Consider the following 24,333-nt stretch of genomic DNA (forward strand, 5'->3'; position numbering starts at 1 on the left):
CAGTTCTTATTCGAAATGCACTGTGTAACAAGGCGACCCGTGCGAGCGGTGCAGGCGACGACGCGAGGCATGATCCGGGAGGTCGAGGTGAACCGTGAACAGCGCGGCCCGCTGCATGTTCCGGTTCTGCTGCAACGAGCCGATGCCCTCTTGGGACCGGCACTCACCGAACCCGGCGCCGTCTATATAGACGCCACCCTCGGCCTCGGCGGCCACGCGGAACATTTCCTACGCACGTATCCGAACGTGCATCTGGTCGGGCTCGACCGCGACACCACCGCGCTGAAGCTGGGGGGTGAGCGGCTTGCGCCCTTCGCGGACCGAATCACCTTGGTGCACACGCGCTACGACGGCATCGCCGCGGCGCTGGAGCAGGCGGGCCTGCCCACCACCGGTTCGGTCTCGGGCATCCTGATGGACCTCGGCGTGTCCTCCATGCAGCTGGACGAGGCCGACCGCGGTTTCGCCTACTCCATCGATGCGCCGCTGGATATGCGGATGGACCCGACGACGGGGCCCACCGCCGCCGACGTGCTCAATACCTACAGCCACGGCGATCTCGCCAGGGTGCTGAAAACCTATGGCGAGGAACGCTTCGCTGGCAAGATCGCCAGCGAGGTACTGCGCCGCAGGCAGCAGAAACCCTTCACCACCAGCGCTGAGCTGGTGGAGCTGCTGTACGCGACGATCCCCGCGGCGGCGCGGCGCACCGGCGGGCATCCGGCCAAGCGCACCTTCCAGGCACTGCGGGTCGAGGTGAACGGCGAGCTCGATTCGCTGCGCGCCGCGCTGCCCGCGGCGCTGGACGCACTGCGGGTCGGCGGCCGGATCGTGGTGATGTCGTATCAGTCACTGGAAGACCGGGTGGTCAAACAGGAGTTCGCGCCGCGGATCGCGTCGCGCACACCGGTCGACCTACCCGTCGAATTGCCCGGTATGGGACCGGAATTCAAGATGCTGACTCGGGGGGCCGAGAAGGCGACAGAGCAGGAGATCGAGGAGAACCCGCGGGCGGCGCCGGTACGGATGCGAGCGGCCGAGCGGATTCAGGAGGGGACAACCCGATGAGTATGCGCATGCGCACCGAGGAGAAGCCGGGCCGGGTCGCCCGGCGCGTCCAGGAGTCCGACCGCGTCAAATCCGGTGCGGCACAGCGGGCCTACGCGCGCCGCAAGCTGCGTGCCGAGGGGCGCGTCGACGCGCCGGAGCTGCCGAAGCGTCGCGCGTCGGCGATGGCGTCGCGCATACCGTTCGTGGCGGCCATCATCGCGCTGCTCGGCTGCGGTCTCGCGCTGACACTGCTGCTGACCACCCGCGCCGCCGAGGACAGCTACCAGCTCAGCGACGCCAGGACGGCCAATCGCAAACTGTCCGAGGAGCGTGACTCGTTGCAGCGCGAGGTGAAGGCCGCCGATTCGCCGCCCGAACTCGCCGCGCGGGCACGCGAACTCGGCATGATCCCGGCGAAGGATCCGGCGCGCCTCGTCATCGGGCCCGACGGCACCGTCACCGTGATCGGCAAGCCGACGCCCGCCCAGGGCGCACCGGTTCCGCCGCTGAACGTTTCGCCGTCGGCGCCGGCCGCGCCGCAGGTGGGTAACGCGCAGGCGCGCGATGAGCGGCCGGTGCCGGTGGTGACGAGCCGACCGCCCGCGCCGACCCCGCCACCGGGCCAGCCCGAGCCGCCCCCGCAGGACGCGGTGGCGAATTCCGTTGCGGCCCAGGGTGCTCCGGCGCCGACACCGGCACCCGCGCCCGGTGTCGCCGGACCCGAGGTCCCCCCGGCCCCCGCACCGGCGCAACCCGCTGCCCCCGCCCCCGAGGCGCCCGGTCCGGTCGCGGAAACCCCGCCGCCCCCGGCTCCGGTCGAAACGCCCCACCCACAGCCGCAACCCCTGCCGGAAGGGGCAGCCGCACGGTGAACAGGGACTCCTACACCCGCAAGACGAGCAGGCCCGCGCCGCGCCAGCGACGCGGGCCGGCCCCGTCCAAGGCCGCGAGACCCAGGCAGGCGCCGCCCTCGGCGGAGCGGCCGCTACGGCTGCGGCTCGGTTTCAGCCGGATCGTGATGCTGGTCGCACTGCTCGTCGTCGCGCTCCAATTGCTCTGGATCCAAAGCATTTCCGCGCCGACGCTGTCCGCGCAGGCGGCCAGCCAGCGCACCGCGCACGATATCGAGGCGGCCATCCGCGGCCCGATCACCGACCGCAACGGGAAATCGCTGGCCTTCACCATCACCGCGCGCGCACTGAGCTTCCAGCCGGTCGCGGTCCGCAAGCGCCTCGCCGATGCGAAGGCCAAGAAGGACGACGCGCCCGATCCGGACGAGCGGCTCAAGGCCATCGCCAAGGCCATCCACGACAAACTCGGCCAGGACGCGCCCGCCGAAGCGGAGCTGCTCGACAAGCTGCGCAGCGACAAGACCTTCGTCTACCTGGCCCGCAGCGTCGATCCGCGGATCGCCTCCGACATCGTCGGGCAGTTTCCCGAGGTCGGTTCGGAACGCCAGGATCTGCGCGAGTACCCGGGTGGTTCGCTGGCGGCCAACGTGATCGGCGCCACCGGCTGGGACGGGCACGGTCAGATCGGCCTGGAAGACGCACTCGATTCCGTGCTCGCGGGCACCGACGGCTCACAGACCTACGACCGCGGTTCCGACGGTGCGGTGATCCCGGGCAGCTGGCGGGACAAGCAGCCCGCGGTGAACGGCTACGGCGTCGAACTCACCTTGGACACCGACCTCCAGTACTACGTGCAGCAGCAGGTGCAGCAGGCGCGCGAATTGTCCGGCGCCAAGGGCGCTTCCGCGGTGGTGCTGGACGCCAAGTCCGGCCAGGTGCTCGCCATGGCCAACGACAGCACCTTCAATCCCAAACTCGGACCGCAGAACTGGGGTTCGGCCGATATGGGCAACCCGTCGGTGTCCGACCCGTTCGAACCCGGCTCGGTGAACAAGATCGTCACCGCGTCCGCCGCCATCGAGTACGGGCTCACCAATCCCGATGAGGTGCTGCAGGTTCCCGGTTCCATCCGGATGGCGGGCGTCACCGTGAGCGACGCCTGGGAGCACGGCACGGTGCCGTACACCACCACCGGCGTCTTCGGTAAGTCCTCCAACGTCGGCACGCTGATGCTGGCGCAGCGGGTCGGTGAGGACCGCTACGCGGACATGCTCAACCGGTTCGGACTCGGTCAGCGCACCGGCGTCGGCCTGCCCGGCGAGAGCGCGGGCCAGGTGCCCGCCCGCGACCAGTGGTCCGGCGGATCGTTCGCGAACCTGCCCATCGGACAGGGCCTTTCGATGACCACCCTGCAGATGACCGCCATGTACCAGGCCATCGCCAACGACGGCCTGCGCATTCCGCCGCGCATCGTCAAGGCCAAGATCGCCCCGGACGGCACGCGCACCGACGAGCCGCGACCGGACGGCGTGCGCGTGGTCAGCCCGCAGACCGCGCAGACGCTGCGCACCATGTTCCAGGCGGTGGTGCAGCGCGATCCGCGCGGCGTGCAGATGGGTACCGGCGCACCGGGTGCGGTCGAGGGCTATCAGATCGCGGGCAAGACCGGCACCGCCCAGCAGATCGACCCGCGCTGCAAGTGCTACTCGAGCTCGGCCTACTGGATCACCTTCGCCGGTATCGCGCCGGCCGACAACCCGCGCTACGTGATCGGGCTGATGCTCGACAACCCGGTGCGCAGCTCCGACGGCAGCGGTGGCCAGTCGGCCGCGCCGCTGTTCCACAGCATCGCCTCCTGGGCGCTGCAGCGCGACCGTATCCCGCCGTCGACGGTCCCGCCGCGGCAGTTCGTGCTGCAGGCGAGCTGACCCGGTGCCGGTTATCCGTGGGGCATTGTCGGGCCCGGACCGCGCGTCGGTAACCTGACACGTCGTTCCACCGTGCCGCATCAGATAAGCCAAGCCATCAGATCAGTGCCCGTATAGAGAGGAGCAATGTGCCCGCGCAGTCCGGCCAGCACGCGCTCCGGCCCGCCCATCCGCCGTCGACACCGCTGTCGGTGGTGCTCGAGCTGACCGGCGCCCGCTCTGCCGCCCCGGTACCAGCGGATCTCGCGGTGACCGGTATCGAGCAGCGCTCGCACGCGGTGCGCGCCGGTGACCTGTTCGCGGCCTTGCCGGGCGCCAACGCGCACGGAGCGCGGTTCGCCCGCGACGCCGTCGAGCGCGGCGCGGTCGCCGTGTACACCGATGCCGAGGGTGCGGCTCTGCTGTCGGGTCACTCCGCAAGCTCCGTTCCGGGCGCAGGCGAACTCGGCGTGCCTGTCCTGGTGCGTGAGCAGCCGCGCGCGGCGCTCGGCGAGCTGTCCGCCGCGATCTACGCCAATCCCTCGGACAAGCTGCGCATCGTCGGCATCACCGGCACCTCGGGCAAGACGACCACCGCGTATCTGGTGGAGGCCGGGCTGGCCGCCGCGGGCCTGTCCACCGCGTTGATCGGCACCATCGAGACCAGGATCGGCGGCCGCAGGGTGCCGAGCGCGCTGACCACGCCGGAGGCGCCGCAGCTGCACGCGATGTTCGCGCTGATGGTCGAGCAGGGCGTCGACGCGGTCGTGATGGAGGTGTCGAGCCACGCGCTCGCGCTCGGCCGGGTCGACGGCGTGCGTTTCGCGGTGGGCGCGTTCACCAATTTGTCGCAGGACCACCTGGATTTCCACAGCGACTTCGAGGACTACTTCGCCGCCAAGCGCAGGCTTTTCGACGCGGGCTCGCCGATCGCCGCGCGCACCGCGGTGATCTGCGTCGACGACGAGTGGGGCCAGCGGCTCGCCGAGGCGCTCGACGGCCCGATCACGGTGTCCACCAACGATTTCGCCGACTGGAGCCTGGCAGGCGAGGTGCGCACGCACGGCGCCGAGCAGGAATTCCACGCCACCGGCCCGCACGGCAATGTCGTTGTGCGCCTTCGGCTTCCCGGCCGCTACAACGTCGCCAACGGCCTGCTGGCCGTCGCGGTGTGCGCGGCGGCCGGCGTCGACGGCGCGGTCGCGGCGCAGGCGCTGGCCCAGGTCGACGTGCCGGGCCGGATGCAGCGGGTCGAGCGCGGGCAGGATTTCCTCGCCATCGTCGACTACGCGCACAAGCCCGCCGCGCTGGAGTCGGTGATCGCCACGCTGCGTGGACATCTCGCTGCCGCGGAGCCCGATGGCAGGCTCGCCGTCGTTGTCGGCGCAGGCGGCGATCGGGACGCCGGTAAACGCCCGCTGATGGGCGCCGCGGCCGCGCGCGGCACGGATCTGGTGATCATCACCGATGACAACCCGCGCACCGAGGATCCAGCGGTCATCCGCGCCGCGGTACTCGCCGGTGCGCGGCAGGTGCCCGCGGGCGAACGCGGCGAGGTGCGCGAGATCGGCGATCGCGGCGAGGCCATCGCCGCGGCGGTGGCATGGGCGCGGCAGGGCGATGTGGTGCTGGTCGCGGGCAAGGGACACGAAGCGGGGCAGGAAATCCAGGGCGTGAAGCAGCCGTTCGACGACCGCGATGTGCTCGCCGCGGCGCTGGAACGGAATCTGCACGGCGACCCGGCGCCGCAGGGTACGAGGAGCGCCGCCAATTGAACACAGAGGACTTGACGGTTTCATGATCGAGATGACACTGCGGGAGATCGCGGACGTCGTCGGCGCCACGCTGCACGACGTACCCGACCCGGAGGCGAAGGTAACCGGTTCGGTGGAATTCGATTCGCGCCGAATCGGTTCCGGAGATCTGTTCCTCGCCGTGCCCGGCGAGCGGGCGGACGGGCACGACTTCGCGGCGGCGGCCGTCGCCGCCGGCGCGGTGGCGGTGCTCGCGGCACGGCCGGTGGGCGTACCCGCCCTCGTCGTCACGCCGAAGCCGGGCGCGGTTCCGGCGACTTCGGTTGCGCTGGCCCATGATTCGGACGGATCGGGCGCCGCGGTGCTCGCCGCGCTCGCCGCGCTGGCCCGGCACAGCGTCGAACGCCTCGTCGCGGCGGGAGCGACGGAGGAGGCAGCGGAGCGTAACCACGGAGGGCCCCCCGAGCGCCGCCGATCAGACAGAGCGACAGGTGGACTCACGGTGGTGGGGGTGACCGGGTCGTCCGGTAAGACCTCCACCAAGGATCTCCTGGCCGCGGTACTGGCCCCCCTCGGTTCGGTCGTCGCGCCACCAGGCTCGTTCAACAACGAGCTCGGCCACCCGTGGACGGCGTTGCGCGCCAACGCCGATACCCGCTTCCTCGTGCTCGAGCTTTCCGCGCGCGGCCCCGGCCATATCGCCGCGCTCACCGAGGTGGTGCCGCCGACCATCGGCGTCGTGCTCAACGTCGGCACCGCCCACCTCGGCGAATTCGGCAGCCGCGAGGCCATCGCGCAGACCAAAGGTGAACTGGTGGAGGCGCTTCCGTCCACCGGGCTGGCCGTGCTCAATGTCGACGACCCGCAGGTCGCCGCGATGGCCGCGCGCACATCGGCGCGGGTGGTCGGTGTGGGCCGGGCCGAGCGCGCCGAGATCAGGGCCACCGAGGTCCGCCTCGACGCCGAGGCGCGCGCCGCCTTCACCATGCACACCCCGAAGGGCAGCGTCGCCGTGCGCCTCGCGGTGCACGGCGAACACCACGTCGGCAACGCGCTCGCCGCGGCCGCGGTCGCCCTCGAATGCGGCGCCGACCTCGACACCATCGCGCTGGCACTGTCCGGCGCGCAGGCCGCATCGGCACGCCGCATGGACGTGCGCACCACCGCCGCGGGCGTCACCGTCGTCAACGACTCCTACAACGCCAACCCCGATTCGGTGCGCGCCGCGCTGAAAGCGCTGGTCACCATGTCCCGCGCCGGGGAGACGCCGCGCCGCAGCTGGGCCGTACTCGGCGAAATGGGCGAACTCGGCGAAGAATCCGTGATCGAACACGACCGGATCGGCCGCCTCGCGGTGCGCCTCGATGTCGACCGGCTCGTCGTGGTCGGGACGGGAAGGCCGTCCCGGGCGATGCATCAGGGAGCAGTGATGGAAGGCTCATGGGGCGAGGAGTCGGTCCTCGTGCCCGATATCGGCGCGGCCATCGCGCTGCTCGACGACGCCGTCGAGGCGGGCGATGTGGTGTTGGTCAAGGCATCCAAATCCGTCGGCCTCTGGGAGGTGGCCGAGCACCTGATCGGTGCGCACAGCAGGGGTAGCAGCGCGGAGGCAGGGGTTGTGAACGAGCTCAAAGGCATAAATAGCGAGGCGCAGTCGTGAGCGAGCGTAGCGAGCGAACCAAAGGCACAGCGACCTTTGGTCGAACGACGGAGCCGAGCGCTAGCGAGGCGCAGTCGTGAGACAGATTCTGTTCGCGGCGGGGATCGCGCTCGCGGTCTCCATCCTGCTGACGCCGCTGCTGATCAGGATTTTCGCCAAACAGGGCTTCGGCCAAGAGATCCGGGTCGACGGTCCGGCCAGCCATCAGGCCAAGCGCGGCACCCCGACCATGGGTGGTGTCGCCATCCTGGTCGGTATGTGGTGCGGCTACCTCGGTTCGCACCTGATCGGCATCGGCTACCACGCGGACGGCCCGTCGGCCTCCGGCCTGCTCGTCCTCGGGCTGACCACCGTGCTCGGCATCGTCGGCTTCCTCGACGACTTCATCAAGCTGCGCAAACAACGCAACCTCGGCCTGTCCGCGGCGGGCAAGTACATCGGCCAGGTCGGCGCGGCGGTCATCTTCGGCGTACTCGCGCTGCAGTTCCGCGGCGGCAGCGGGCTGACACCGGCGAGCAGGCACATCTCCTACGTCCGTGACATCACCACGGTGTCGGTGGGCGCGATCATCTTCCTCGCCGTGGTCTGCTTCCTGGTCGTGGCCTGGTCCAACGCGGTGAACCTGACCGACGGCCTCGACGGCCTCGCGGCGGGTTCGATGAGCCTCGTCCTAGGCGCGTACGTGATCATCACCTTCTGGCAGTACCGCAACGCGTGCGCGACGGTGCCCGAGGCCGGTTGCTACAACGTGCGCGATCCGCTGGACCTGGCGCTGGTCTGCGCGTCGGCGGCCGCCGCGTGCGTCGGCTTCCTGTGGTGGAATGCCGCGCCCGCCAAGATCTTCATGGGCGATACCGGCTCGCTCGCCCTCGGCGGCATGCTGGCCGGTCTATCGATCACCACTCGGACCGAGCTGCTGATGGTCGTCATCGGCGCGCTGTTCGTCGCCGAGGCGGTGTCGGTGGTGTTGCAGGTGGCGGTGTACCGGACCACCCGCAATCGACTGTTCAAGATGGCGCCGTTCCACCATCACTTCGAGCTCAGCAAATGGGCGGAAACGACAGTGATCATCCGATTCTGGTTGCTCGCCGCCATGGCGTCTGCTGTCGGTCTCGGTTTGTTCTACAGCGAATATCTCTCCGCGGTCGGGTGAAACTAACGATGGTCGAACATTCTCCGAGGGCCCTGCGATCACCGGGGCCCATGCTCGAATTCCTGCGCGGCCGTGACGTTCTCGTCGCGGGCTGGGGCGTCTCCGGTCGCTCGCTGATCGAACCGCTGCGCGATATCGGCGCGCGCCCGGTGGTCACCGACGCCGGAGCGAAGGCGCTGGCCGAGGCCGCCGAACTCGGCCTCGACGTCGCCACCTGTGTCGAACTCGAGACCGCGGACTGGAGCCGGTTCGCGCTGGTGATCACCAGCCCGGGCTGGCGGCCGGATTCGCCGGTGCTCGCTTCGGCGGTCACCGAGGGCATCCCGGTCTGGGGCGACGTCGAATTCGCCTGGTGGGTCGATCAGGCCAGGATCTACGGCCCGGTACGCAAGTGGCTCGTGGTCACCGGAACCAACGGCAAGACCACCACCACCTCGATGGTGCACTCGATCCTGCGCGCCGCGGGCATCGCCAGCGTGGCGTGCGGCAATATCGGGCTGCCCATCCTGGATGCGTTGCGCCGCAACCCCGGTCCGCAGGTGCTCGCCGTCGAGCTGTCCTCGTTCCAGCTGCACTGGGCGCCCTCGGTGCGCCCGGAGGCGGGCGTTGTGCTCAATGTGGCCGAGGATCATCTGGACTGGCACGGCGGCCTCGACGCCTACGCCGCCGCGAAGGCGCGCGCACTGGTCGGCCGGGTCGGCGTCGTCGGCCTCGACGATCCGGTGGCCGCCTCGCTGGCCAGGCGCTCCAAGGCACGGCGCACCGTGGGTTTCCGCATCGGTGTGCCCGCCGACGGTGAGCTCGGCGTCGTCGACGGCAAGCTGCTCGATCGCGCGTTCACCAAGGCCGCCATCCTGGCCGAGGTCGGCGACATCAGCCCGCAGGGTCCGGCCGGTGTCGCCGATGCGCTGGCCGCCGCCGCGCTGACCAGGGCCATCGATGTGGCGCCGCAGTTCGTGCGCGAGGGGCTGATCGAGCACAAGGTCGGCCCGCACCGCGCCGCGTTCGTGCGCGAGCTCGGCGGTGTCGAATTCATCGATGACTCCAAGGCCACCAACCCGCATGCCGCGCGCTCGTCGATCCTGGCGCATCCGCAGGTTGTCTGGGTGGCGGGCGGACAGCTGAAGGGCGCCGCCGTCGAGGATCTCGTCGAAGAAGTCGCCGACCGGCTCGTCGCCGCGGTACTGATCGGGACCGACGCGCCGGTGATCGCCGCCGCATTGGCGCGACACGCGCCGGAAGTCCCCGTCGTCGAGGTGCGCTCGGGAGACGATGCTGTGATGGGAGACTCGTCGATTACCGACAAGGCCGACGCCATCATGGCCGAGGCCGTACGGGCCGCGGCGGGATTCGCCAGTAGCGGCGACACCGTGCTGCTGGCTCCGGCCGCGGCCTCACTGGACATGTTCGCCGACTACACCCACCGCGGGCGCAGCTTCGCCGCCGCGGTGAACTCTCTGGAAGACGGTGACATCGGGCGGCGGCTATGACGGAGGCGGCCCGCGGCGCGAGCTCAGGGCCCGGAGGCGGTAGCGGAGCGTCACCACGCAGGGTCCAGGGAGCGACGCCGAAGATGCAGCGGAAGGGGCAGGCGGGCACGACGCGGTTCGGGGCCTGGCTGGCGCGGCCGCTGGCGTCGTTCCACCTGGTGGTCACCATCGCCACGCTGCTCACCGTGCTCGGCCTGGTGATGGTGCTCTCCGCGTCCAGTGTGGAGGCGTATGCCGATGGGGGATCGGCGTATTCGCTGTTCATCACGCAGGCGCTGTTCGCCGCGATCGGCTGCGCACTGTTCTATCTCGCGCTGCGGATTCCGCTGAAACGGTTGCGGCAGTGGTCGTTTCCGATGTTCGCCGGTTCGGTGCTCGCGCTCGTCCTCGTGCTGATTCCCGGCATCGGGTCCGAGGTGCAGGGCGCGCGCCGCTGGTTCGTCTTCGGCCCGATCTCGGTGCAGCCCTCCGAGGTCGTGAAGGTGACGCTGGTGGTGTGGGGCGCGCATCTGCTCGCCTCGCGCCGCTCGGAACACGCTGGGCTGAAAGACATTCTGATTCCGCTGGTGCCGGCGGGCCTGCTGGTGTGCCTGCTCGTCGTGCTGCAGCCGAACCTGTCGACGACGATCGCGCTCGGCATCGTGCTCGCCGCGCTGCTCTGGTTCGGCGGGCTGCCGGTGCGGCTCTTCGTGACGATCGCGGTGTCCGGCATGGTCGCCGCCGGTGTGCTCGCGCTGTCCGCGGGCTATCGCTCGGACCGCATGCGCGCCTTCTTCAATCCTGGTGACGACCCGCAGGGCATCGGATATCAAGCGCGCCAAGCGCTGTACTCGCTGGCCGACGGCGGCATCTGGGGCCGCGGCCTCGGGCAGAGCCGGGCCAAGTGGAGCTATCTGCCGAACTCGCACAACGACTTCATCTTCGCCATCATCGGCGAGGAACTCGGATTCCTCGGCTGCGCGCTGGTTCTCGGCCTGTTCGCGCTGTTCGTCTACACCGGCCTGCGCATCGCCAGCCGCTCGGTCGACCCGTTCCTGCGGCTGCTCACCGCCACCGCGACCACCTGGATCACCGGGCAGGCACTGATCAACATCGGCTACGTGGTGAGCCTGCTCCCGGTGACCGGCCTGCAGCTGCCGCTGGTCTCCGCGGGCGGCTCGTCGCTGGCCATCACCCTGTTCATGTTCGGCATCATCGCCAACGCGGCGCGGCACGAACCGGAAGCGGTCGCGGCCTTGCACGGCGGGCAGGACGGCCGGTTCAGTAGGCTGCTGCGACTGCCCAAACCCGAGGTGTACTCCCCGGCCCGCGCCGACGCCGCGCGCGCACGCTCGGCCGCGAAGGCCAAGGCCGCCGAGCGCGCCAAGGCGGAGCGGTCCAGGCAGGCGCCACCGCGGCGCTCGCTACCCGCGCCGGATACGGGCAGGCGGCGCGCCCAGGACAGCCGCGGCACCGGTTCGTTGCGAGCCACCAGGGCCTGGGAACCGAATTACCCGATGCCACATGCGAGAGAACGAGGTAGATCCAGGTGAATGACCTTCGGCCAGGTCTGTCGGTGATCGTCGCCGGCGGCGGTACCGCGGGCCATATCGAACCAGCGCTCGCCGTGGCGGACGCGCTGCGCAGACTGGACGACTCGATCAGGGTCACCGCGCTCGGCACCGAACGCGGGCTGGAGACCCGGCTGATTCCCGAGCGTGGCTATCCGCTCGAACTCATTCCCCCGGTGCCGTTGCCGCGCAAGCCCACCGCCGACCTGCTGCGCCTGCCCGGCCGGGTGCGCGCCTCGGTGGCCAGGGCACGCGAGGTGATCGACGCCGTCGAGGCCGACGTGATCATCGGTTTCGGCGGCTACGTGGCACTGCCCGCCTACCTGGCCGCCGGATCGGGCCTGCTGCGCCGCAGGCGCGCGGTGCCGGTGGTGGTGCACGAGGCGAACGCCAAGGCGGGTATCGCCAACAAGGTCGGCGCCCGCCGCGCCGCCAGGGTGCTTGCCGCGGTACCGGATTCGGGCCTGACCGGCGCCGAGGTGATCGGCATCCCGGTGCGCGAATCCATCACCGCGCTGGACCGGGCCGGGCTGCGCGCGGAGGCGCGCGCCCACTTCGGGCTGCCTGCCGAGGGCCCGGTGCTGCTGGTGACCGGCGGCTCGCAGGGCGCGCGCAGTCTCAACGAGGCCGTCTCCGGCGCCGCGCCGCATCTGCTCGCCGCTGGCGTTTCGGTGCTGCACGCGCACGGGCCGAAGAACAGCCTCGACCTCGACACGGTGGGTGACGACGCGGCGCGCTATGTGGCGGTGCCGTATCTTTCGCGGATGGATCTCGCCTTGGCCGCGGCCGACGCGACGGTGTGCCGCTCCGGCGCGATGACCGTCGCCGAGGTGTCGGCCGTCGGGCTGCCCGCGTTCTATGTGCCGCTGCCGCACGGCAACGGCGAGCAGGAGCTCAATGCCAGGCCCATCGTCGCCAAGGGCGGTGGCACAATTGTGCCGGATTCCGAACTGACACCCAGATATGTGATCGACGAGGTGATACCGCTGCTCCAGGACTCCGCACGGCTGCAGGAGATGGGCCGCGCCGCCGCAGGCGCGGGCCATCGCGACGCCGCCGACACCGTGGCGCGCATCGCCGTGGAAGTGGCGAGCCGATGAGCGAGGACGAGGTTCACACCCCGGCGCGAGCTCAGGGCCCGGAGGCGGCAGCGGAGCGTGACCACGGAGGGCCCAGGGAGCGCCGCCAATTGGACACAGCGCGAGCTCAGGGCCCGGAGGCGGCAGCGGAGCGTGACCACGGAGGGCCCAGGGAGCGCCGCCAATTGGACACCGATCTTCCCGCCGCACTGCAGCGCGTGCACATGGTCGGGATCGGTGGTGCGGGCATGTCCGGTATCGCGCGCATCCTGCTCTCGCGCGGCGGTGCGGTCTCCGGCTCCGACGCCAAGGAGAGCCGTGGTGTGCTCGCATTGCGCGCCCGCGGCGCGCAGGTGCGCATCGGCCACGACGCCAGCGCGCTCGATCTGCTCGACGGCGGCCCGACCGCGGTGGTCACCACCTACGCGGCCATTCCGAAGACCAATCCCGAACTGGTGGAGGCGAACCGGCGCGACATTCCGGTGCTGCTGCGCCCCGCCGTGCTCGCCTCGCTCATGCGCGGGCATCGCACGCTGCTGGTTTCGGGTACGCACGGCAAGACCTCGACCACCTCGATGCTGATCGTGTCGTTGCAGCACTGCGGATTCGACCCGTCCTTCGCGGTCGGCGGCGAACTCAACGAGGCGGGCACCAACGCCCACCACGGCACCGGCGACATCTTCGTCGCCGAGGCCGACGAGAGCGACGGCTCGCTGCTGCAGTACGACCCGGACGTCGCGGTGGTCACCAATATCGAATCCGACCATCTGGACTTCTTCGGCTCGGATGAGGCCTACGTCAAAGTCTTCGACGATTTCGCCGACCGGCTCGCCGACGGCGGACTGCTGGTGGTCTGCCTCGACGATCCCGGTTCGCGCGCGCTGGCCGAGCGCGTCGGCCCGCGCCTGGCCGAGCGCGGCGTGCGCGTCCTCGGTTACGGCTCCGGCGAACTCGCCGACGCGCCGGTGCGGGTCGGTGTCCGGATGCACAGCTGGGAGCCGCGCGATGTCGGCGGCGTCGTCCAGTTCCAGCTGCACGATGAACCCGCGCCGCGCACCCTGCGGCTCGCGGTGCCAGGCAGGCATATGGCGCTCAACGCGCTCGCCGCACTGCTCGCGGCCAGGGCGGCGGGCGCCGATATCGACGAGATCGTCCAGGGCCTGGAGGGTTTCGGCGGCGTGCATCGGCGCTTCCAGTTCGCGGGCCGGGAGAACGGCGTGCGGGTCTTCGACGACTACGCCCACCACCCGACCGAGGTGCGTGCCGTACTCGGCGCCGCCGCCGAACTGGTGCAGCAGGAGGCGCGCGACGGTGCTCGTTCGCGGCAGGGCCGGGTGATCGTGGTCTTCCAGCCGCATCTGTACAGCCGCACCGCGACCTTCGCCCAGGATTTCGGCGCCGCGCTGAGCCTGGCCGACGAGGTGGTCGTGCTCGACGTGTACGGCGCGCGGGAGGAACCGCTGCCCGGTGTGAACGGCGCGCTGGTGGCCCAGGCGGTCACCAAACCGGTGCACTACCAACCGGATATGTCGCGGGTGGGCAGGCAGGTCGCCGGGCTCACGCTGCCCGGTGACGTGGTGATCACCATGGGCGCCGGCGATGTGACGATGCTCGGCAGCCAGATTCTCGATGGGCTCAGGGCGCGTCCGCGCGGCGCGAACTCAGGGCCCGGCGGCGGTAGCGGAGCGTGACCACGCAGGGCCCGGTGAGCGCCGCCGATACAGCACAGTACGGGCGGTGAGCTGAGTTGCGGCGGATCGAGTTCGGCCGCGTCGGCCGTGGCGTAGGCGCCGCGCCGTGGCGGCGGATCTGGCTGTTGACCGCGCTGGCCGTCGTCGTGCTCGTCGCGCTCGGCGCCGTCGCCTGGTTCACCCCGGTGCTCTCGGTGCGCAACGTCAAGGTCGAGGGCGTGGTCGCCGTCCCCGATCAGCAGGTGCGCGATCTGCTCGAAGTCCCCGAGGGGCGGTCGATGTTGCGCATCGACACCGATGCCATGGCCCGGCGGATCGCCGCGCTGCCGAAGGTGCGCAGCGCGCGGGTGCAGCGGGTGTTCCCGTCCAGTGTCAAGGTGACTGTCGTCGAGCGCACCCCGGTGTTGTTCTGGGACAGCGCACAGGGCGCGCATCTGATGGACGCCGAGGGCGTGGAGTATTCGATCGAGGCGCCGCCCATCGGGGTGCCCAAGCTGCTCGCGGACCGTCCTGGCAGCAATGACGCGGTGACCAAGGCCGCGGTCGCGGTACTGTCGGTACTGCCGCCCGCGCTGTCCATCCAGGTGGACGAGGTTGTCGCACGGTCGATTTCAGATATTTCGCTGAACCTGAAGGACGGTCGCACGGTACTGTGGGGCGGCACGAACGACGCGCAGCGCAAGGCGCAAGTGGTTCTTCCCCTGTTGACCCGTGAGGGAAGGGTGTTCGACGTTTCGAGTCCCAATCTTGTCACGGTAAAGTGATCGACACCCATTGTGCCCAGGGATTTTTCGGGGGCGCCGGGTCCTGCGGGACACGGTGGCCGCGGGAAATCCGGGTTCCGGGGGGCAACCGTCCACCATACGGTGTGTTGTGCGGCGAAACGAGAGGGATCACACAAGATTCTGTCACTCGTTTCGGCGCGCCTGCGCGCGTATCGCGGCGGCTGCGAATAGCGTTCCGCACCAGTCGGATACTTGACATAACGCTAACCCTATGGTTGAGGTTTAGGGTTTGCCCGGGCGACGGATCGCTGAGTTCGGCGGCCCGAGCCAACGACCGGGACCGGCGGAATGTCCGGAATCCGAAAACGACAGGCTTTAGATCGAAGGAAGGCGAGAGCCCATGACGCCCCCGCACAACTACCTTGCGGTGATCAAGGTCGTCGGTATCGGCGGCGGCGGTGTGAATGCCGTCAACCGGATGATCGAACAGGGTCTCAAGGGAGTCGAGTTCATCGCGGTGAACACCGACGCGCAGGCCCTGCTGATGAGCGATGCCGACGTCAAGCTCGACGTCGGCCGCGAGCTCACCCGCGGCCTCGGCGCCGGCGCCGATCCCGAGGTGGGCCGCAAGGCCGCCGAGGATCACAAGGACGAGATCGAAGAGGTGCTCAAGGGCGCCGACATGGTCTTCGTGACCGCCGGTGAGGGCGGTGGTACCGGCACCGGCGGCGCGCCCGTCGTTGCCAGCATCGCGCGCAAGCTCGGCGCGCTCACCATCGGCGTTGTCACCCGGCCGTTCTCGTTCGAGGGCAAGCGCCGCGGTAATCAGGCCGAGGTCGGGATAAACCTGCTCCGCGAGTCCTGTGACACGCTCATCGTCATCCCGAACGACCGGCTGCTGCAGCTCGGCGACGCGGCGGTGAGCCTGATGGACGCCTTCCGCTCCGCGGACGAGGTCCTGCTCAACGGTGTGCAGGGCATCACCGATCTGATCACCACCCCCGGTCTGATCAACGTCGACTTCGCCGACGTGAAGAGCGTGATGTCCGGCGCGGGTAGCGCGTTGATGGGCATCGGCTCGGCGCGCGGCGAGGGCCGCTCGGTGAAGGCGGCCGAGTCGGCGATCAACTCGCCGCTGCTCGAGGCGTCGATGGACGGCGCGCACGGCGTGCTGCTCTCGATCGCGGGCGGCTCGGATCTCGGCCTGTTCGAGATCAACGAGGCGGCGTCGCTGGTGCAGGAGGCCGCGCATATCGAGGCCAACATCATCTTCGGCACCGTGATCGACGATTCGCTCGGCGACGAGGTGCGCGTCACCGTGATCGCCGCGGGCTTCGACGGCGGCGGGCCCGCCCGCCGTACCTTCGAAGCCGGCCGCGGCACCATCGGTGCGGCGCGTGCGGGCGAGGTCTCCTCGGCCAGGTCCAGCGCCGAGGTCGCGGCGCGCGGCGACAGCACGACGGGTACTTCCAGCCGGGTGCCGGTGCCGAGCTACCGCGACACCGAACGCGCCCGCCTGGCCGAGCCGACGGTCGCGGCCAACCCGCGCTCGCACATCGAACCGCCGGACGCCGACGACGATGACGACGTCGATGTGCCGTCGTTCATGCGCCGCAGCTAGGGCGGATACCTGAATCCCTGATCGGCCCGGGTCGTGAGTTCTTCACCACCCGGGCCTTCGTGCGTTTTCGGTACGGTGCGCCGAGTCCTACTACGCTCGGCGGCATGACTGTTGCGCCTACCTTGACCGTTCGCCGGGTGGTGACGACGCGAGCCGGAGGGTTCTCGTCGCCGCCGTACGACTCGTTCAACCTCGGGGATCACGTGGGGGACGATCCGGCGACGGTGCGGCGTAATCGGGATCGCCTGGCCGACGGGATCGGGCTCGCGCCCGAGCGCCTGGTGTGGATGGAGCAGATCCACGGCCGCAACGTCGAAATCGTCGACGGCCCACGGGCCGAGCCGGTGCCCGCCACCGACGCGCTGGTGACCACCGTCCCCGGGCTCGCGCTGGTGGTGCTGACCGCCGACTGCGTGCCGATCCTGCTCTCCGACGACGAGGCTGGCGTGATCGCCGCCGTGCACGCGGGCCGTATCGGCGCCCGAATCGGTATCGTGCCAAAGGTTCTGGAGGCGATGCTGTCCGTCGGTGCCAGGATGGACCGTATCGGCGCCTTCCTGGGCCCTGCGGCCTCCGGACGCCAGTACGAGGTGCCCGCGGCCATGCGCGCCGATGTCGAGGCGCATCTGCCCGGCAGCGCGACCACCACCGTGCGCGGCACACCGGCGCTCGACCTGCGCGCCGGAATTCGCAGGCAGCTCACCGAGGCCGGGGTCGGCGCCGTCGCCGTCGACCCGCGCTGCACCATCGAGGACCGCACCCTGTTCAGCCATCGCCGCGGCGCGCCGACGGGGCGGCTGGGCGGCGTCATCTGGATGCAAGCGGGGGAGTGACCATGGAAACGCTTGCGGGACAGGCTCTGGCGGCCAGGACGGCCGAGCTGGCGGCCAATCTGGACGGTCTGCTGGCCAGGATCGATGCGGCATGCCGCGCGGCGGGGCGGCCGCGCGACGCGGTGCGGCTGCTGCCGGTGACCAAGTTCTTCCCGGCCGCCGACGTGGAGATTCTCTACCGGCTCGGGCGCCGCGAATTCGGGGAATCCCGCGAGCAGGAGGCCTCGGCGAAGGTCGACGAGCTGCGCGAACTCCCGGATGTCCAGTGGCACATGATCGGTCGGTTGCAGCGCAACAAGGCCAGGCAGGTGGCCCGGTGGGCGCACACCGTGCACTCGGTCGACAGCGAACGCCTGGCAACGGCTCTTGACGCGGCCGCGGTGGCCGCGCTGGACGCCGGGGAGCGCACCGAACCGGTCAGGGTACTGCTGCAGGTGAGTCTCGACGAGGACCCCGAACGGGGTGGGCTTGCCCCGAAAGACCTTGTCGCGCTCGCCGATCGGATCGCCGCCGCGCCGGGGCTGCGCCTGGGTGGCCTGATGGCCATTCCGCCGCTGGGGGCTGAGTCTGATAGTTGTTTTGCACGTCTTGCGACTTTGCACACGCTGCTACTAGCCGAACACCCCGGCGCGACCGAACTTTCCGCAGGAATGTCGGGGGATCTGGAATCCGCCATCGAACACGGCTCCACCGTTGTGCGTGTCGGTACCGCCTTGATGGGCGCTCGACCGATAACCTCGGCGTAGCAAAGAAACCTCATCAGTCACATTCGACACATATGCTTGAACTGACGAGGTGTGCGCAAGACTTCAACACCCGGCCGCCACCGGGGCCGAAGGAAGGTCGACCAGATGAGCGAGCGCAGCGAGCGAGAAATCAACGCAGCCACGAGCCTGCTCGTGCTGGAGTCGAGCGCTAGCGAGGTGGAGGAATGAACGAGCGCGGCGAGTGGAAGATGGACGTACTTGTGTCGGAGCCGAGCGCTGGCGAGGTGGAAGCATGAGCACGCTGCACAAGTTCAAGGCTTACTTCGGCATGGTTCCGCTGGAGGATTACGAGGACGATTACGTCGCCGAGCACGACATGCGCGCTGCGGAAACGCGCGCTCCCCGTGGCACGGAAGGCGCCCGTCGGTCCCGTCCTCGCGACTATGCCGAGCGGGGCGGCTACACCGACCGCTATGGGGATGACCGGTACGGTTCCGACCGTTTCGAGGACGAGTCCGATTACCCGGAGCCCGCTTACAAAGCGCCGTACAAGGCCGGTTACCCGGTCTCGCGTCGTGACGACTACGCCGATGAGCCCTACGGCGACGACCGCTACGAGTCGCCGCGGCGGCCGACCAGGATCGAGTCCGCCTCGTCGGGCCGGTTCCGTGCCGGTGGCGGCGCGCCGATGCTGCGGGGAGCCACCAGGGGTGCGCTCGCCGTCGATCCCGAGGCCGAGGAGCGGCGGTTGGAGGAGCGCGTGCGCCCCGAGCCCGCCCCCGCGCGCAGGCCGGGGATCTTCGAGGACGGAGGTCCCTTGTCCAAGATCACGACGCTGCGCCCGCGCGACTACAGCGAGGCCCGCATCATCGGCGAGCGCTTCCGCGAGGGCAACCCGGTGATCATGGACCTGGTGGATCTGAGCAACGCCGACGCGAAGCGGCTGGTGGATTTCGCCGCGGGCCTCGCGTTCGCACTGCGGGGTTCGTTCGACAAGGTCGCCACCAAGGTGTTCCTGCTCTCACCGGCGGACGTTGATGTATCAGCGGAAGAACGCCGACGCATCGCCGAAACCGGCTTCTACAACCAGAAATAAGGTTGTGATCTGGGGGGTGATGCAGACCGGGGGACGGTGGGGCGGCGCGGTCATTTTGCGCGGCGGGGATTTTCGGGCAGAGTGAAGTCGTGGCCTTGTTCGCGGTGCTGTACTTCGTACTGTTCATCTTCTGGCTGTTGCTGATCAGCCGGGTGATCGTCGAGTTCATCCGTAGCTTCGCCCGTGACTGGCGCCCTACCGGCGTCGTAGTCGTGATGTTGGAGGTGATCTTCACGATCACCGACCCCCCGGTGAAACTCCTGAGGCGGTTGATACCCCCGGTGTCACTGGGAGGAATTCGGCTGGATCTGTCGATTATGGTCCTGCTTTTCATCGTCTTCATCTTGATGTCGATCGTGGGCAGGCTCGGGCAACCAGTAGCCCCGGTGTGACAGAATGGGCCGAGAAGACAGCTTGCTAGATCTGCTAGATCTCCAAAAGACGCGTGAAGGGATCCTTCGATGCCGCTGACCCCAGCCGATGTGCACAACGTCGCGTTCAGCAAACCACCGATCGGAAAGCGCGGCTACAACGAGGATGAAGTCGACGCCTTCCTGGATCTCGTAGAGCAGGAGCTCTCGCGTCTGATCGAGGAGAACGCCGACCTGCGTCAGCGGGTCGCCGAGCTCGACGCGGAACTGGCCGACGCGAAGAAGAACCGCGGCCCGGCCAACGTTGCGCAAACGGTGAAAGCCCCTGTGCAGCAGGCGCCCCCGCCGCCGCCGGAGCCGATCAAGCCGCCGGTGCAGCAGGCGCCGCCCGCGCCGATGCCCGCCCCGGTCAAGGATGCGCCGAGCGCGGACGCGAACCTGCAGGCCGCCAAGGTGCTCAGCCTGGCCCAGGAGATGGCGGACCGGCTCACCAGCGACGCCAAGTCGGAAGCCGAAGGGTTGCTTGCCAATGCGCGAGCGAACTCCGAGCGACTGGTCGGCGATGCGAGAACCAGGTCCGAGGCCATGATCGCCGACGCCCGCCAGAAGTCCGACGCGATGCTCTCCGACGCACAGACCCGTTCCGACAGCCAGCTACGGCAGGCCAAGGAAAAGGCCGACGCGCTGCAGGCCGACGCCGAGCGCAAGCACACCGAGATCATGGCGACCATCACCCAGCAGCGCAGCGTGCTGGAGAGCCGGATCGAACAGCTCAAGACCTTCGAGCGCGAGTACCGGGTGCGGCTGAAGTCCTACCTGGAATCGCAGCTCGAGGAGCTGGAGAACCGTGGCTCGGCGGTGCCGGTCGACGGTGGCGAGTTCGGTGCGGAGGCCAACACGGCCAACAACCTGGCGCCCGCCTCCTTCGCCAAGGGCGGCAAGTAAGCCGACCAGGCGAACCAGCTGTAGTCGAGTAGCTAGAGGTCCTGTCAAGCCGCCTGGCATGCTAGGGGGATCACCATGCTCGTCTTGACGCTAGCCCTTGCCGCGATCGGATTCGCCCTGCTGGTCACCGCGCTGACCACCGGATCGGTGATCTGGGCGTGGGGTTGCATCCTCGTGTGTGTGGTCGGTGCTGTGCTGTTGCTGGTAAGTGCCCTTTCCATGCGTGGACCGAACGGGGACGCCGCGCCGCCGCCGGGACGACATGCGAAACGCTGATGTATCAGGGGCACGGAAAGTGGTTTGACCGCGCTGGCTAGAATCAAACATGAACATGACGTCGATCCGGCCATCACCGGGGAGTCTTCGGAAGAACGGCGCAGCCCGCAGGGGTCGCGCTCACTAGAACCGAACGGGTGAGCCCGTCACAGCTCCTACGAGAGGTCCGGTGCGGTTGCCGGACAAGCGGGGTGGTACCGCGGTATCGGCGCACGGGCGCCGGCATCGTCCCCGTGCCCACTGACACGGCACGAGGAGACGCACCGCGATGGCGGACGAAACTTCCAAGAGCAGCGCCTACCCGCGCGTCGACCTGGCGGTCGGTACCGGGGGATGGCAGTCGGCGGAGCCGACGGGGCGGGTAAGTGCTGCTGCGTCGTTCCCGGACATGGAGCGACGCGTCCTGGACGCGTGGGCCGCCGCCGACACCTTCCGTACCAGCATCGACAACCGCACCGGCAGCGGGGAGTTCGTCTTCTACGACGGCCCGCCCTTTGCCAACGGGCTGCCGCATTATGGCCATTTGCTCACCGGATACGTCAAGGATCTGGTACCGCGTTTCCAGACCATGCGCGGTAAGCGTGTCGACCGGCGTTTCGGGTGGGACTGCCACGGATTGCCCGCGGAAATCGAAGCCGAAAAGCAGCTCGGTATCACGGACAAATCACAGATCGATGAGATGGGGCTGGCCGAATTCAACGCCGCCTGCAAATCGTCGGTCCTGCGCTACACCGGGGAATGGCGCGACTACGTGACGCGTCAGGCCCGCTGGGTCGACTTCGACAACGACTACAAGACACTCGATCTCGACTTCATGGAGTCGGTGATGTGGGCGTTCAAGTCGCTGCATGAGAAGGGCCTGATCTACCAGGGTTTCCGGGTACTGCCCTACAGCTGGTACGAGCAGACACCGCTGTCGAATCAGGAAACCCGCCTTGACGACGCGTACAAGATGCGCCAGGACCCGGCGGTCACCGTCGACATGGTGCTGAGCGTCCCGGCCGAGCATCCGCTGCACGCGCTCGACGGCGCCAACGCGCTCATCTGGACCACCACCCCGTGGACGCTGCCGTCCAACCTGGCTATCGCCGTGCATCCCGACGTGCGCTACGTCCAGCTGCGCGCCGCCGACGGCAAGCGCTATCTGCTGGCCGCCGAGCGGGTTTCGCACTACACCCGCGAGTTCGGCGACGAGCCCGAGGTGCTCGGCGAGTACGACGGCGCGGCACTGGCCGGGCTGTCCTACGCGCCGCCGTTCGACTTCTTCGTCGGCCACCCGAACGCGCACCGTGTGCTCAACGCCGACTACGTGACCACCGACTCCGGCACCGGAATCGTGCACCTCGCACCGGCATTCGGTGAGGAGGACATGGACGTCGCCACCGCCAACGGCATCGAGATCGTGCAGCCGCTGGATCAGGGCGGCAAGTTCACCTCGATGGTGCCGCCGTACGAGGGCCTGATGGTCTTCGACGCCAACCCGGTGATCATCAAGGACCTCAAGGCCGCGGGAAAGCTGCTGCGGCACGAGACGATCGAGCACTCCTACCCGCACAGCTGGCGCTCCGGCCAGCCGCTGATCTACATGGCGGTGCCGTCCTGGTTCGTCGCGGTGACCAAGTTCCGCGACCGGATGGTCGAGCTGAACCAGCAGATCACCTGGGTGCCCGAGCACATCCGCGACGGCCAGTTCGGCAAGTGGCTCGAGGGCGCGCGGGACTGGAACATCAGCCGGAACCGGTACTGGGGCAGCCCGATCCCGGTCTGGGTGTCCGACGATCCGGCCTACCCGCGGATGGACGTGTACGGCTCGCTCGACGAGCTCGAGCGTGACTTCGGCGTGCGCCCCGACGATCTGCACCGCCCGATGATCGACGAGCTGACCCGGCCGAATCCCGATGACCCGACCGGGAACTCGACCATGCGCCGGGTGCCCGAGGTGCTCGACTGCTGGTTCGAATCGGGCTCGATGCCCTATGCCCAGGTGCACTACCCGTTCGAGAACAAGGAGTGGTTCGACAGCCACTTCCCCGGCGATTTCATCGTCGAGTACAACGGGCAGACCAGGGGCTGGTTCTACACCCTGCACGTGCTGTCCACCGCGCTGTTCGACAGCCCGGCCTTCAAAACCGTTGCCGCGCACGGCATCGTGCTCGGTGACGACGGCCTGAAGATGAGCAAGTCCAAGGGCAACTACCCGGACGTGAAGGAAGTCTTCGATCGCGACGGCTCCGACGCGATGCGCTGGTTCCTGATGAGCTCGCCGATCCTGCGCGGCGGCAACCTCATCGTCACCGAGCGCGGTATCCGCGAGGGAGTGAGCCACGCGCTGCGCCCGCTGTGGAACGCGTGGACCTTCCTGCAGCTCTACGCCTCGAAAGCCGGGACGTGGCGCACGGATTCGCCGCATGTGCTGGATCGGTACATCCTGGCGAAGCTGGCGCGGACCAGGGACACGATGACCGAGGCGCTCGAGGTGTACGACATCGCCGGTGCTTGTGACGAGCTGCGCCAGTTCGCCGACGCGCTGACCAATTGGTATGTGCGCCGGTCGCGTTCGCGGTTCTGGGACGAGGACCGGGACGCGGTGGACACGCTGCACACGGTGCTCGAGGTGGTCACCAGGCTGGCCGCGCCGCTGCTGCCGCTGATCTCCGAGGTGATCTGGCGCGGGCTCACCGGCGAAGAGTCGGTGCACCTCGCCGATTGGCCGAAGGAGGGTGAGCTGCCCGCAGATCCGGAGCTGGTTGCCGCGATGGACGAGGTCCGTGTGGTCTGCTCGACGGTGCTCAGCCTGCGCAAGGCGCAGAACCTGCGGGTGCGGTTGCCGCTGGCCGAGGTCACCATCGCCGCGGCCGATGCCGAGCGGCTCACCCCGTTCGCCGAGCTGATCGCCGATGAGGTGAACGTCAAGAAGGTCGACCTGACCACCGATGTCGCGGTGCACGGCCGGTTCGAACTGGTCGTCAACGCCCGTGCCGCCGGTCCGCGCCTCGGTAAAGAGGTGCAGACGGTGATCAAGGCGGTCAAGGCCGGTGAGTGGAGCGAGGGCGCCGACGGCGTCGTCACCGCCGCGGGCATCGCCCTGCTGCCGGAGGAGTACACCCAGCGCCTGGTCGCCGCCGAACCGGAATCGACCGCGGCGCTGCCCGGCAATGCCGGTCTGGTGGTGCTGGATTCGAAGGTCACCGAGGAACTGGAGGCCGAGGGCTGGGCCCGCGACCTGATCCGCGATCTGCAGGAGACGCGGAAGTCCCTCGGGCTCGACGTCTCCGACCGGATCAGCGTGGTGCTCGAGGTGCCCGAGGAGCGGCAGGACTGGGCGCGGACGCACCGCGACCTGATCGCCGGTGAAATCCTCGCCACCGCGCTCACTTTCGGTGCGGCCGGTGCGGCGGCGTCCGAGATCGTCGGCGGTGTCCGGGTTTCGGTCACCAAGGCCTGAGACCGGGTGGTGGGGGGGGGGGGGGGGGGGGGGCCCCCCCCCCCCCCCGGGGGCCCCCCCCCGGGGGGGGGGCCCCCCCCCGCCCGGGGTTGGTGGAAGACGAATAGTAGGAGATTTTGTTTGATGATT

At 69.2% G+C, this 24,333-nt stretch carries 19 protein-coding genes; all 19 read left to right on the plus strand.

The features are described from left to right. The first annotated feature begins 69 nt into the window (after positions 1-69). The 19 genes from rsmH to ileS all read left to right on the plus strand — a co-directional run bounded on the left by rsmH (position 70) and on the right by ileS (position 24,204). On the plus strand, positions 70-1,068 hold the full coding sequence (gene rsmH, locus ACIG5A_RS14025) for a 16S rRNA (cytosine(1402)-N(4))-methyltransferase RsmH (RefSeq protein WP_397240629.1): 999 nt from the start codon (positions 70-72) through the stop codon (positions 1,066-1,068). After that, positions 1,065-1,922, plus strand: coding sequence for a hypothetical protein (locus ACIG5A_RS14030; protein ID WP_397240550.1), 858 nt, complete (start codon positions 1,065-1,067; stop codon positions 1,920-1,922). The genes rsmH and ACIG5A_RS14030 overlap by 4 nt, the downstream gene beginning before the upstream one ends. Further along, entirely contained in the window at positions 1,919-3,829 is a 1,911-nt protein-coding gene (locus ACIG5A_RS14035) for a peptidoglycan D,D-transpeptidase FtsI family protein (RefSeq protein ID WP_397240551.1), read from the plus strand. The genes ACIG5A_RS14030 and ACIG5A_RS14035 overlap by 4 nt, the downstream gene beginning before the upstream one ends. 128 nt (positions 3,830-3,957) lie before the next feature. Beyond that, the gene (locus tag ACIG5A_RS14040) at positions 3,958-5,583 is read left to right on the plus strand and encodes a UDP-N-acetylmuramoyl-L-alanyl-D-glutamate--2,6-diaminopimelate ligase (protein WP_397240552.1); all 1,626 of its coding nucleotides are present in this window, start codon (positions 3,958-3,960) and stop codon (positions 5,581-5,583) included. 22 nt (positions 5,584-5,605) lie between these two features. Then, a complete protein-coding gene (gene murF, locus ACIG5A_RS14045) occupies positions 5,606-7,222 on the plus strand; it encodes a UDP-N-acetylmuramoyl-tripeptide--D-alanyl-D-alanine ligase (RefSeq protein ID WP_397240553.1) in 1,617 nt (538 codons plus the stop codon). Positions 7,223-7,298: 76 nt separating this feature from the next. Continuing rightward, positions 7,299-8,375, plus strand: coding sequence for a phospho-N-acetylmuramoyl-pentapeptide-transferase (gene mraY / locus ACIG5A_RS14050; RefSeq protein WP_397240554.1), 1,077 nt, complete (start codon positions 7,299-7,301; stop codon positions 8,373-8,375). Positions 8,376-8,425: 50 nt separating this feature from the next. Next, positions 8,426-9,865: a UDP-N-acetylmuramoyl-L-alanine--D-glutamate ligase gene (gene murD / locus ACIG5A_RS14055; RefSeq protein ID WP_397240630.1), complete on the plus strand. Its 1,440-nt coding sequence runs from the start codon at positions 8,426-8,428 to the stop codon at positions 9,863-9,865. Between the two features lie 83 nt (positions 9,866-9,948). Further along, complete coding sequence (gene ftsW, locus ACIG5A_RS14060; protein WP_397240555.1) at positions 9,949-11,397, plus strand: putative lipid II flippase FtsW; 1,449 nt, start codon at positions 9,949-9,951, stop codon at positions 11,395-11,397. Beyond that, positions 11,394-12,515 carry an undecaprenyldiphospho-muramoylpentapeptide beta-N-acetylglucosaminyltransferase gene (gene murG, locus ACIG5A_RS14065; RefSeq protein ID WP_397240556.1) on the plus strand — a complete coding sequence of 374 codons (1,122 nt, stop codon included), beginning with the start codon at positions 11,394-11,396 and terminating at the stop codon, positions 12,513-12,515. The genes ftsW and murG overlap by 4 nt, the downstream gene beginning before the upstream one ends. A 203-nt stretch (positions 12,516-12,718) precedes the next feature. Next, positions 12,719-14,185 carry a UDP-N-acetylmuramate--L-alanine ligase gene (gene murC, locus ACIG5A_RS14070; RefSeq protein WP_397240631.1) on the plus strand — a complete coding sequence of 489 codons (1,467 nt, stop codon included), beginning with the start codon at positions 12,719-12,721 and terminating at the stop codon, positions 14,183-14,185. A gap of 56 nt (positions 14,186-14,241) precedes the next feature. Beyond that, positions 14,242-14,949 carry a cell division protein FtsQ/DivIB gene (locus ACIG5A_RS14075; RefSeq protein WP_397240557.1) on the plus strand — a complete coding sequence of 236 codons (708 nt, stop codon included), beginning with the start codon at positions 14,242-14,244 and terminating at the stop codon, positions 14,947-14,949. A gap of 361 nt (positions 14,950-15,310) precedes the next feature. After that, complete coding sequence (gene ftsZ, locus ACIG5A_RS14080; protein WP_397240558.1) at positions 15,311-16,531, plus strand: cell division protein FtsZ; 1,221 nt, start codon at positions 15,311-15,313, stop codon at positions 16,529-16,531. A 104-nt stretch (positions 16,532-16,635) separates the two neighbouring features. Continuing rightward, positions 16,636-17,364 carry a peptidoglycan editing factor PgeF gene (gene pgeF, locus ACIG5A_RS14085; protein WP_397240559.1) on the plus strand — a complete coding sequence of 243 codons (729 nt, stop codon included), beginning with the start codon at positions 16,636-16,638 and terminating at the stop codon, positions 17,362-17,364. A gap of 2 nt (positions 17,365-17,366) precedes the next feature. Further along, a complete protein-coding gene (locus ACIG5A_RS14090) occupies positions 17,367-18,110 on the plus strand; it encodes a YggS family pyridoxal phosphate-dependent enzyme (RefSeq protein WP_397240560.1) in 744 nt (247 codons plus the stop codon). Between the two features lie 253 nt (positions 18,111-18,363). Beyond that, positions 18,364-19,167 carry a cell division protein SepF gene (locus ACIG5A_RS14095; RefSeq protein WP_397240561.1) on the plus strand — a complete coding sequence of 268 codons (804 nt, stop codon included), beginning with the start codon at positions 18,364-18,366 and terminating at the stop codon, positions 19,165-19,167. An 89-nt stretch (positions 19,168-19,256) separates the two neighbouring features. Beyond that, positions 19,257-19,559 carry a YggT family protein gene (locus tag ACIG5A_RS14100; RefSeq protein ID WP_397240562.1) on the plus strand — a complete coding sequence of 101 codons (303 nt, stop codon included), beginning with the start codon at positions 19,257-19,259 and terminating at the stop codon, positions 19,557-19,559. 69 nt (positions 19,560-19,628) lie between these two features. Next, complete coding sequence (locus ACIG5A_RS14105; RefSeq protein WP_397240563.1) at positions 19,629-20,483, plus strand: DivIVA domain-containing protein; 855 nt, start codon at positions 19,629-19,631, stop codon at positions 20,481-20,483. Positions 20,484-20,558: 75 nt separating this feature from the next. Further along, on the plus strand, positions 20,559-20,759 hold the full coding sequence (locus tag ACIG5A_RS14110; RefSeq protein ID WP_397240564.1) for a hypothetical protein: 201 nt from the start codon (positions 20,559-20,561) through the stop codon (positions 20,757-20,759). Positions 20,760-21,027: 268 nt separating this feature from the next. Further along, complete coding sequence (gene ileS / locus ACIG5A_RS14115; protein ID WP_397240565.1) at positions 21,028-24,204, plus strand: isoleucine--tRNA ligase; 3,177 nt, start codon at positions 21,028-21,030, stop codon at positions 24,202-24,204. The last annotated feature ends 129 nt before the right edge of the window (positions 24,205-24,333 follow it).

The organism is Nocardia sp. NPDC052566 (assembly GCF_044547285.1).
Lineage (GTDB): Bacteria > Actinomycetota > Actinomycetes > Mycobacteriales > Mycobacteriaceae > Nocardia.

What these genes read in the sequence shown, in the direction of transcription:
- rsmH (WP_397240629.1), top strand. Translation starts at nt 70, where the DNA reads ATGATCCGGGAGGTCGAGGTGAACCGTGAACAGCGCGGCCCGCTGCAT.
- ACIG5A_RS14030 (WP_397240550.1), top strand. Translation starts at nt 1,065, where the DNA reads ATGAGTATGCGCATGCGCACCGAGGAGAAGCCGGGCCGGGTCGCCCGG.
- murF (WP_397240553.1), top strand. Translation starts at nt 5,606, where the DNA reads ATGATCGAGATGACACTGCGGGAGATCGCGGACGTCGTCGGCGCCACG.
- murD (WP_397240630.1), top strand. Translation starts at nt 8,426, where the DNA reads ATGCTCGAATTCCTGCGCGGCCGTGACGTTCTCGTCGCGGGCTGGGGC.
- ftsW (WP_397240555.1), top strand. Translation starts at nt 9,949, where the DNA reads ATGCAGCGGAAGGGGCAGGCGGGCACGACGCGGTTCGGGGCCTGGCTG.
- murC (WP_397240631.1), top strand. Translation starts at nt 12,719, where the DNA reads ATGGTCGGGATCGGTGGTGCGGGCATGTCCGGTATCGCGCGCATCCTG.
- ftsZ (WP_397240558.1), top strand. Translation starts at nt 15,311, where the DNA reads ATGACGCCCCCGCACAACTACCTTGCGGTGATCAAGGTCGTCGGTATC.
- pgeF (WP_397240559.1), top strand. Translation starts at nt 16,636, where the DNA reads ATGACTGTTGCGCCTACCTTGACCGTTCGCCGGGTGGTGACGACGCGA.
- ACIG5A_RS14090 (WP_397240560.1), top strand. Translation starts at nt 17,367, where the DNA reads ATGGAAACGCTTGCGGGACAGGCTCTGGCGGCCAGGACGGCCGAGCTG.
- ACIG5A_RS14095 (WP_397240561.1), top strand. Translation starts at nt 18,364, where the DNA reads ATGAGCACGCTGCACAAGTTCAAGGCTTACTTCGGCATGGTTCCGCTG.
- ACIG5A_RS14105 (WP_397240563.1), top strand. Translation starts at nt 19,629, where the DNA reads ATGCCGCTGACCCCAGCCGATGTGCACAACGTCGCGTTCAGCAAACCA.
- ACIG5A_RS14110 (WP_397240564.1), top strand. Translation starts at nt 20,559, where the DNA reads ATGCTCGTCTTGACGCTAGCCCTTGCCGCGATCGGATTCGCCCTGCTG.
- ileS (WP_397240565.1), top strand. Translation starts at nt 21,028, where the DNA reads ATGGCGGACGAAACTTCCAAGAGCAGCGCCTACCCGCGCGTCGACCTG.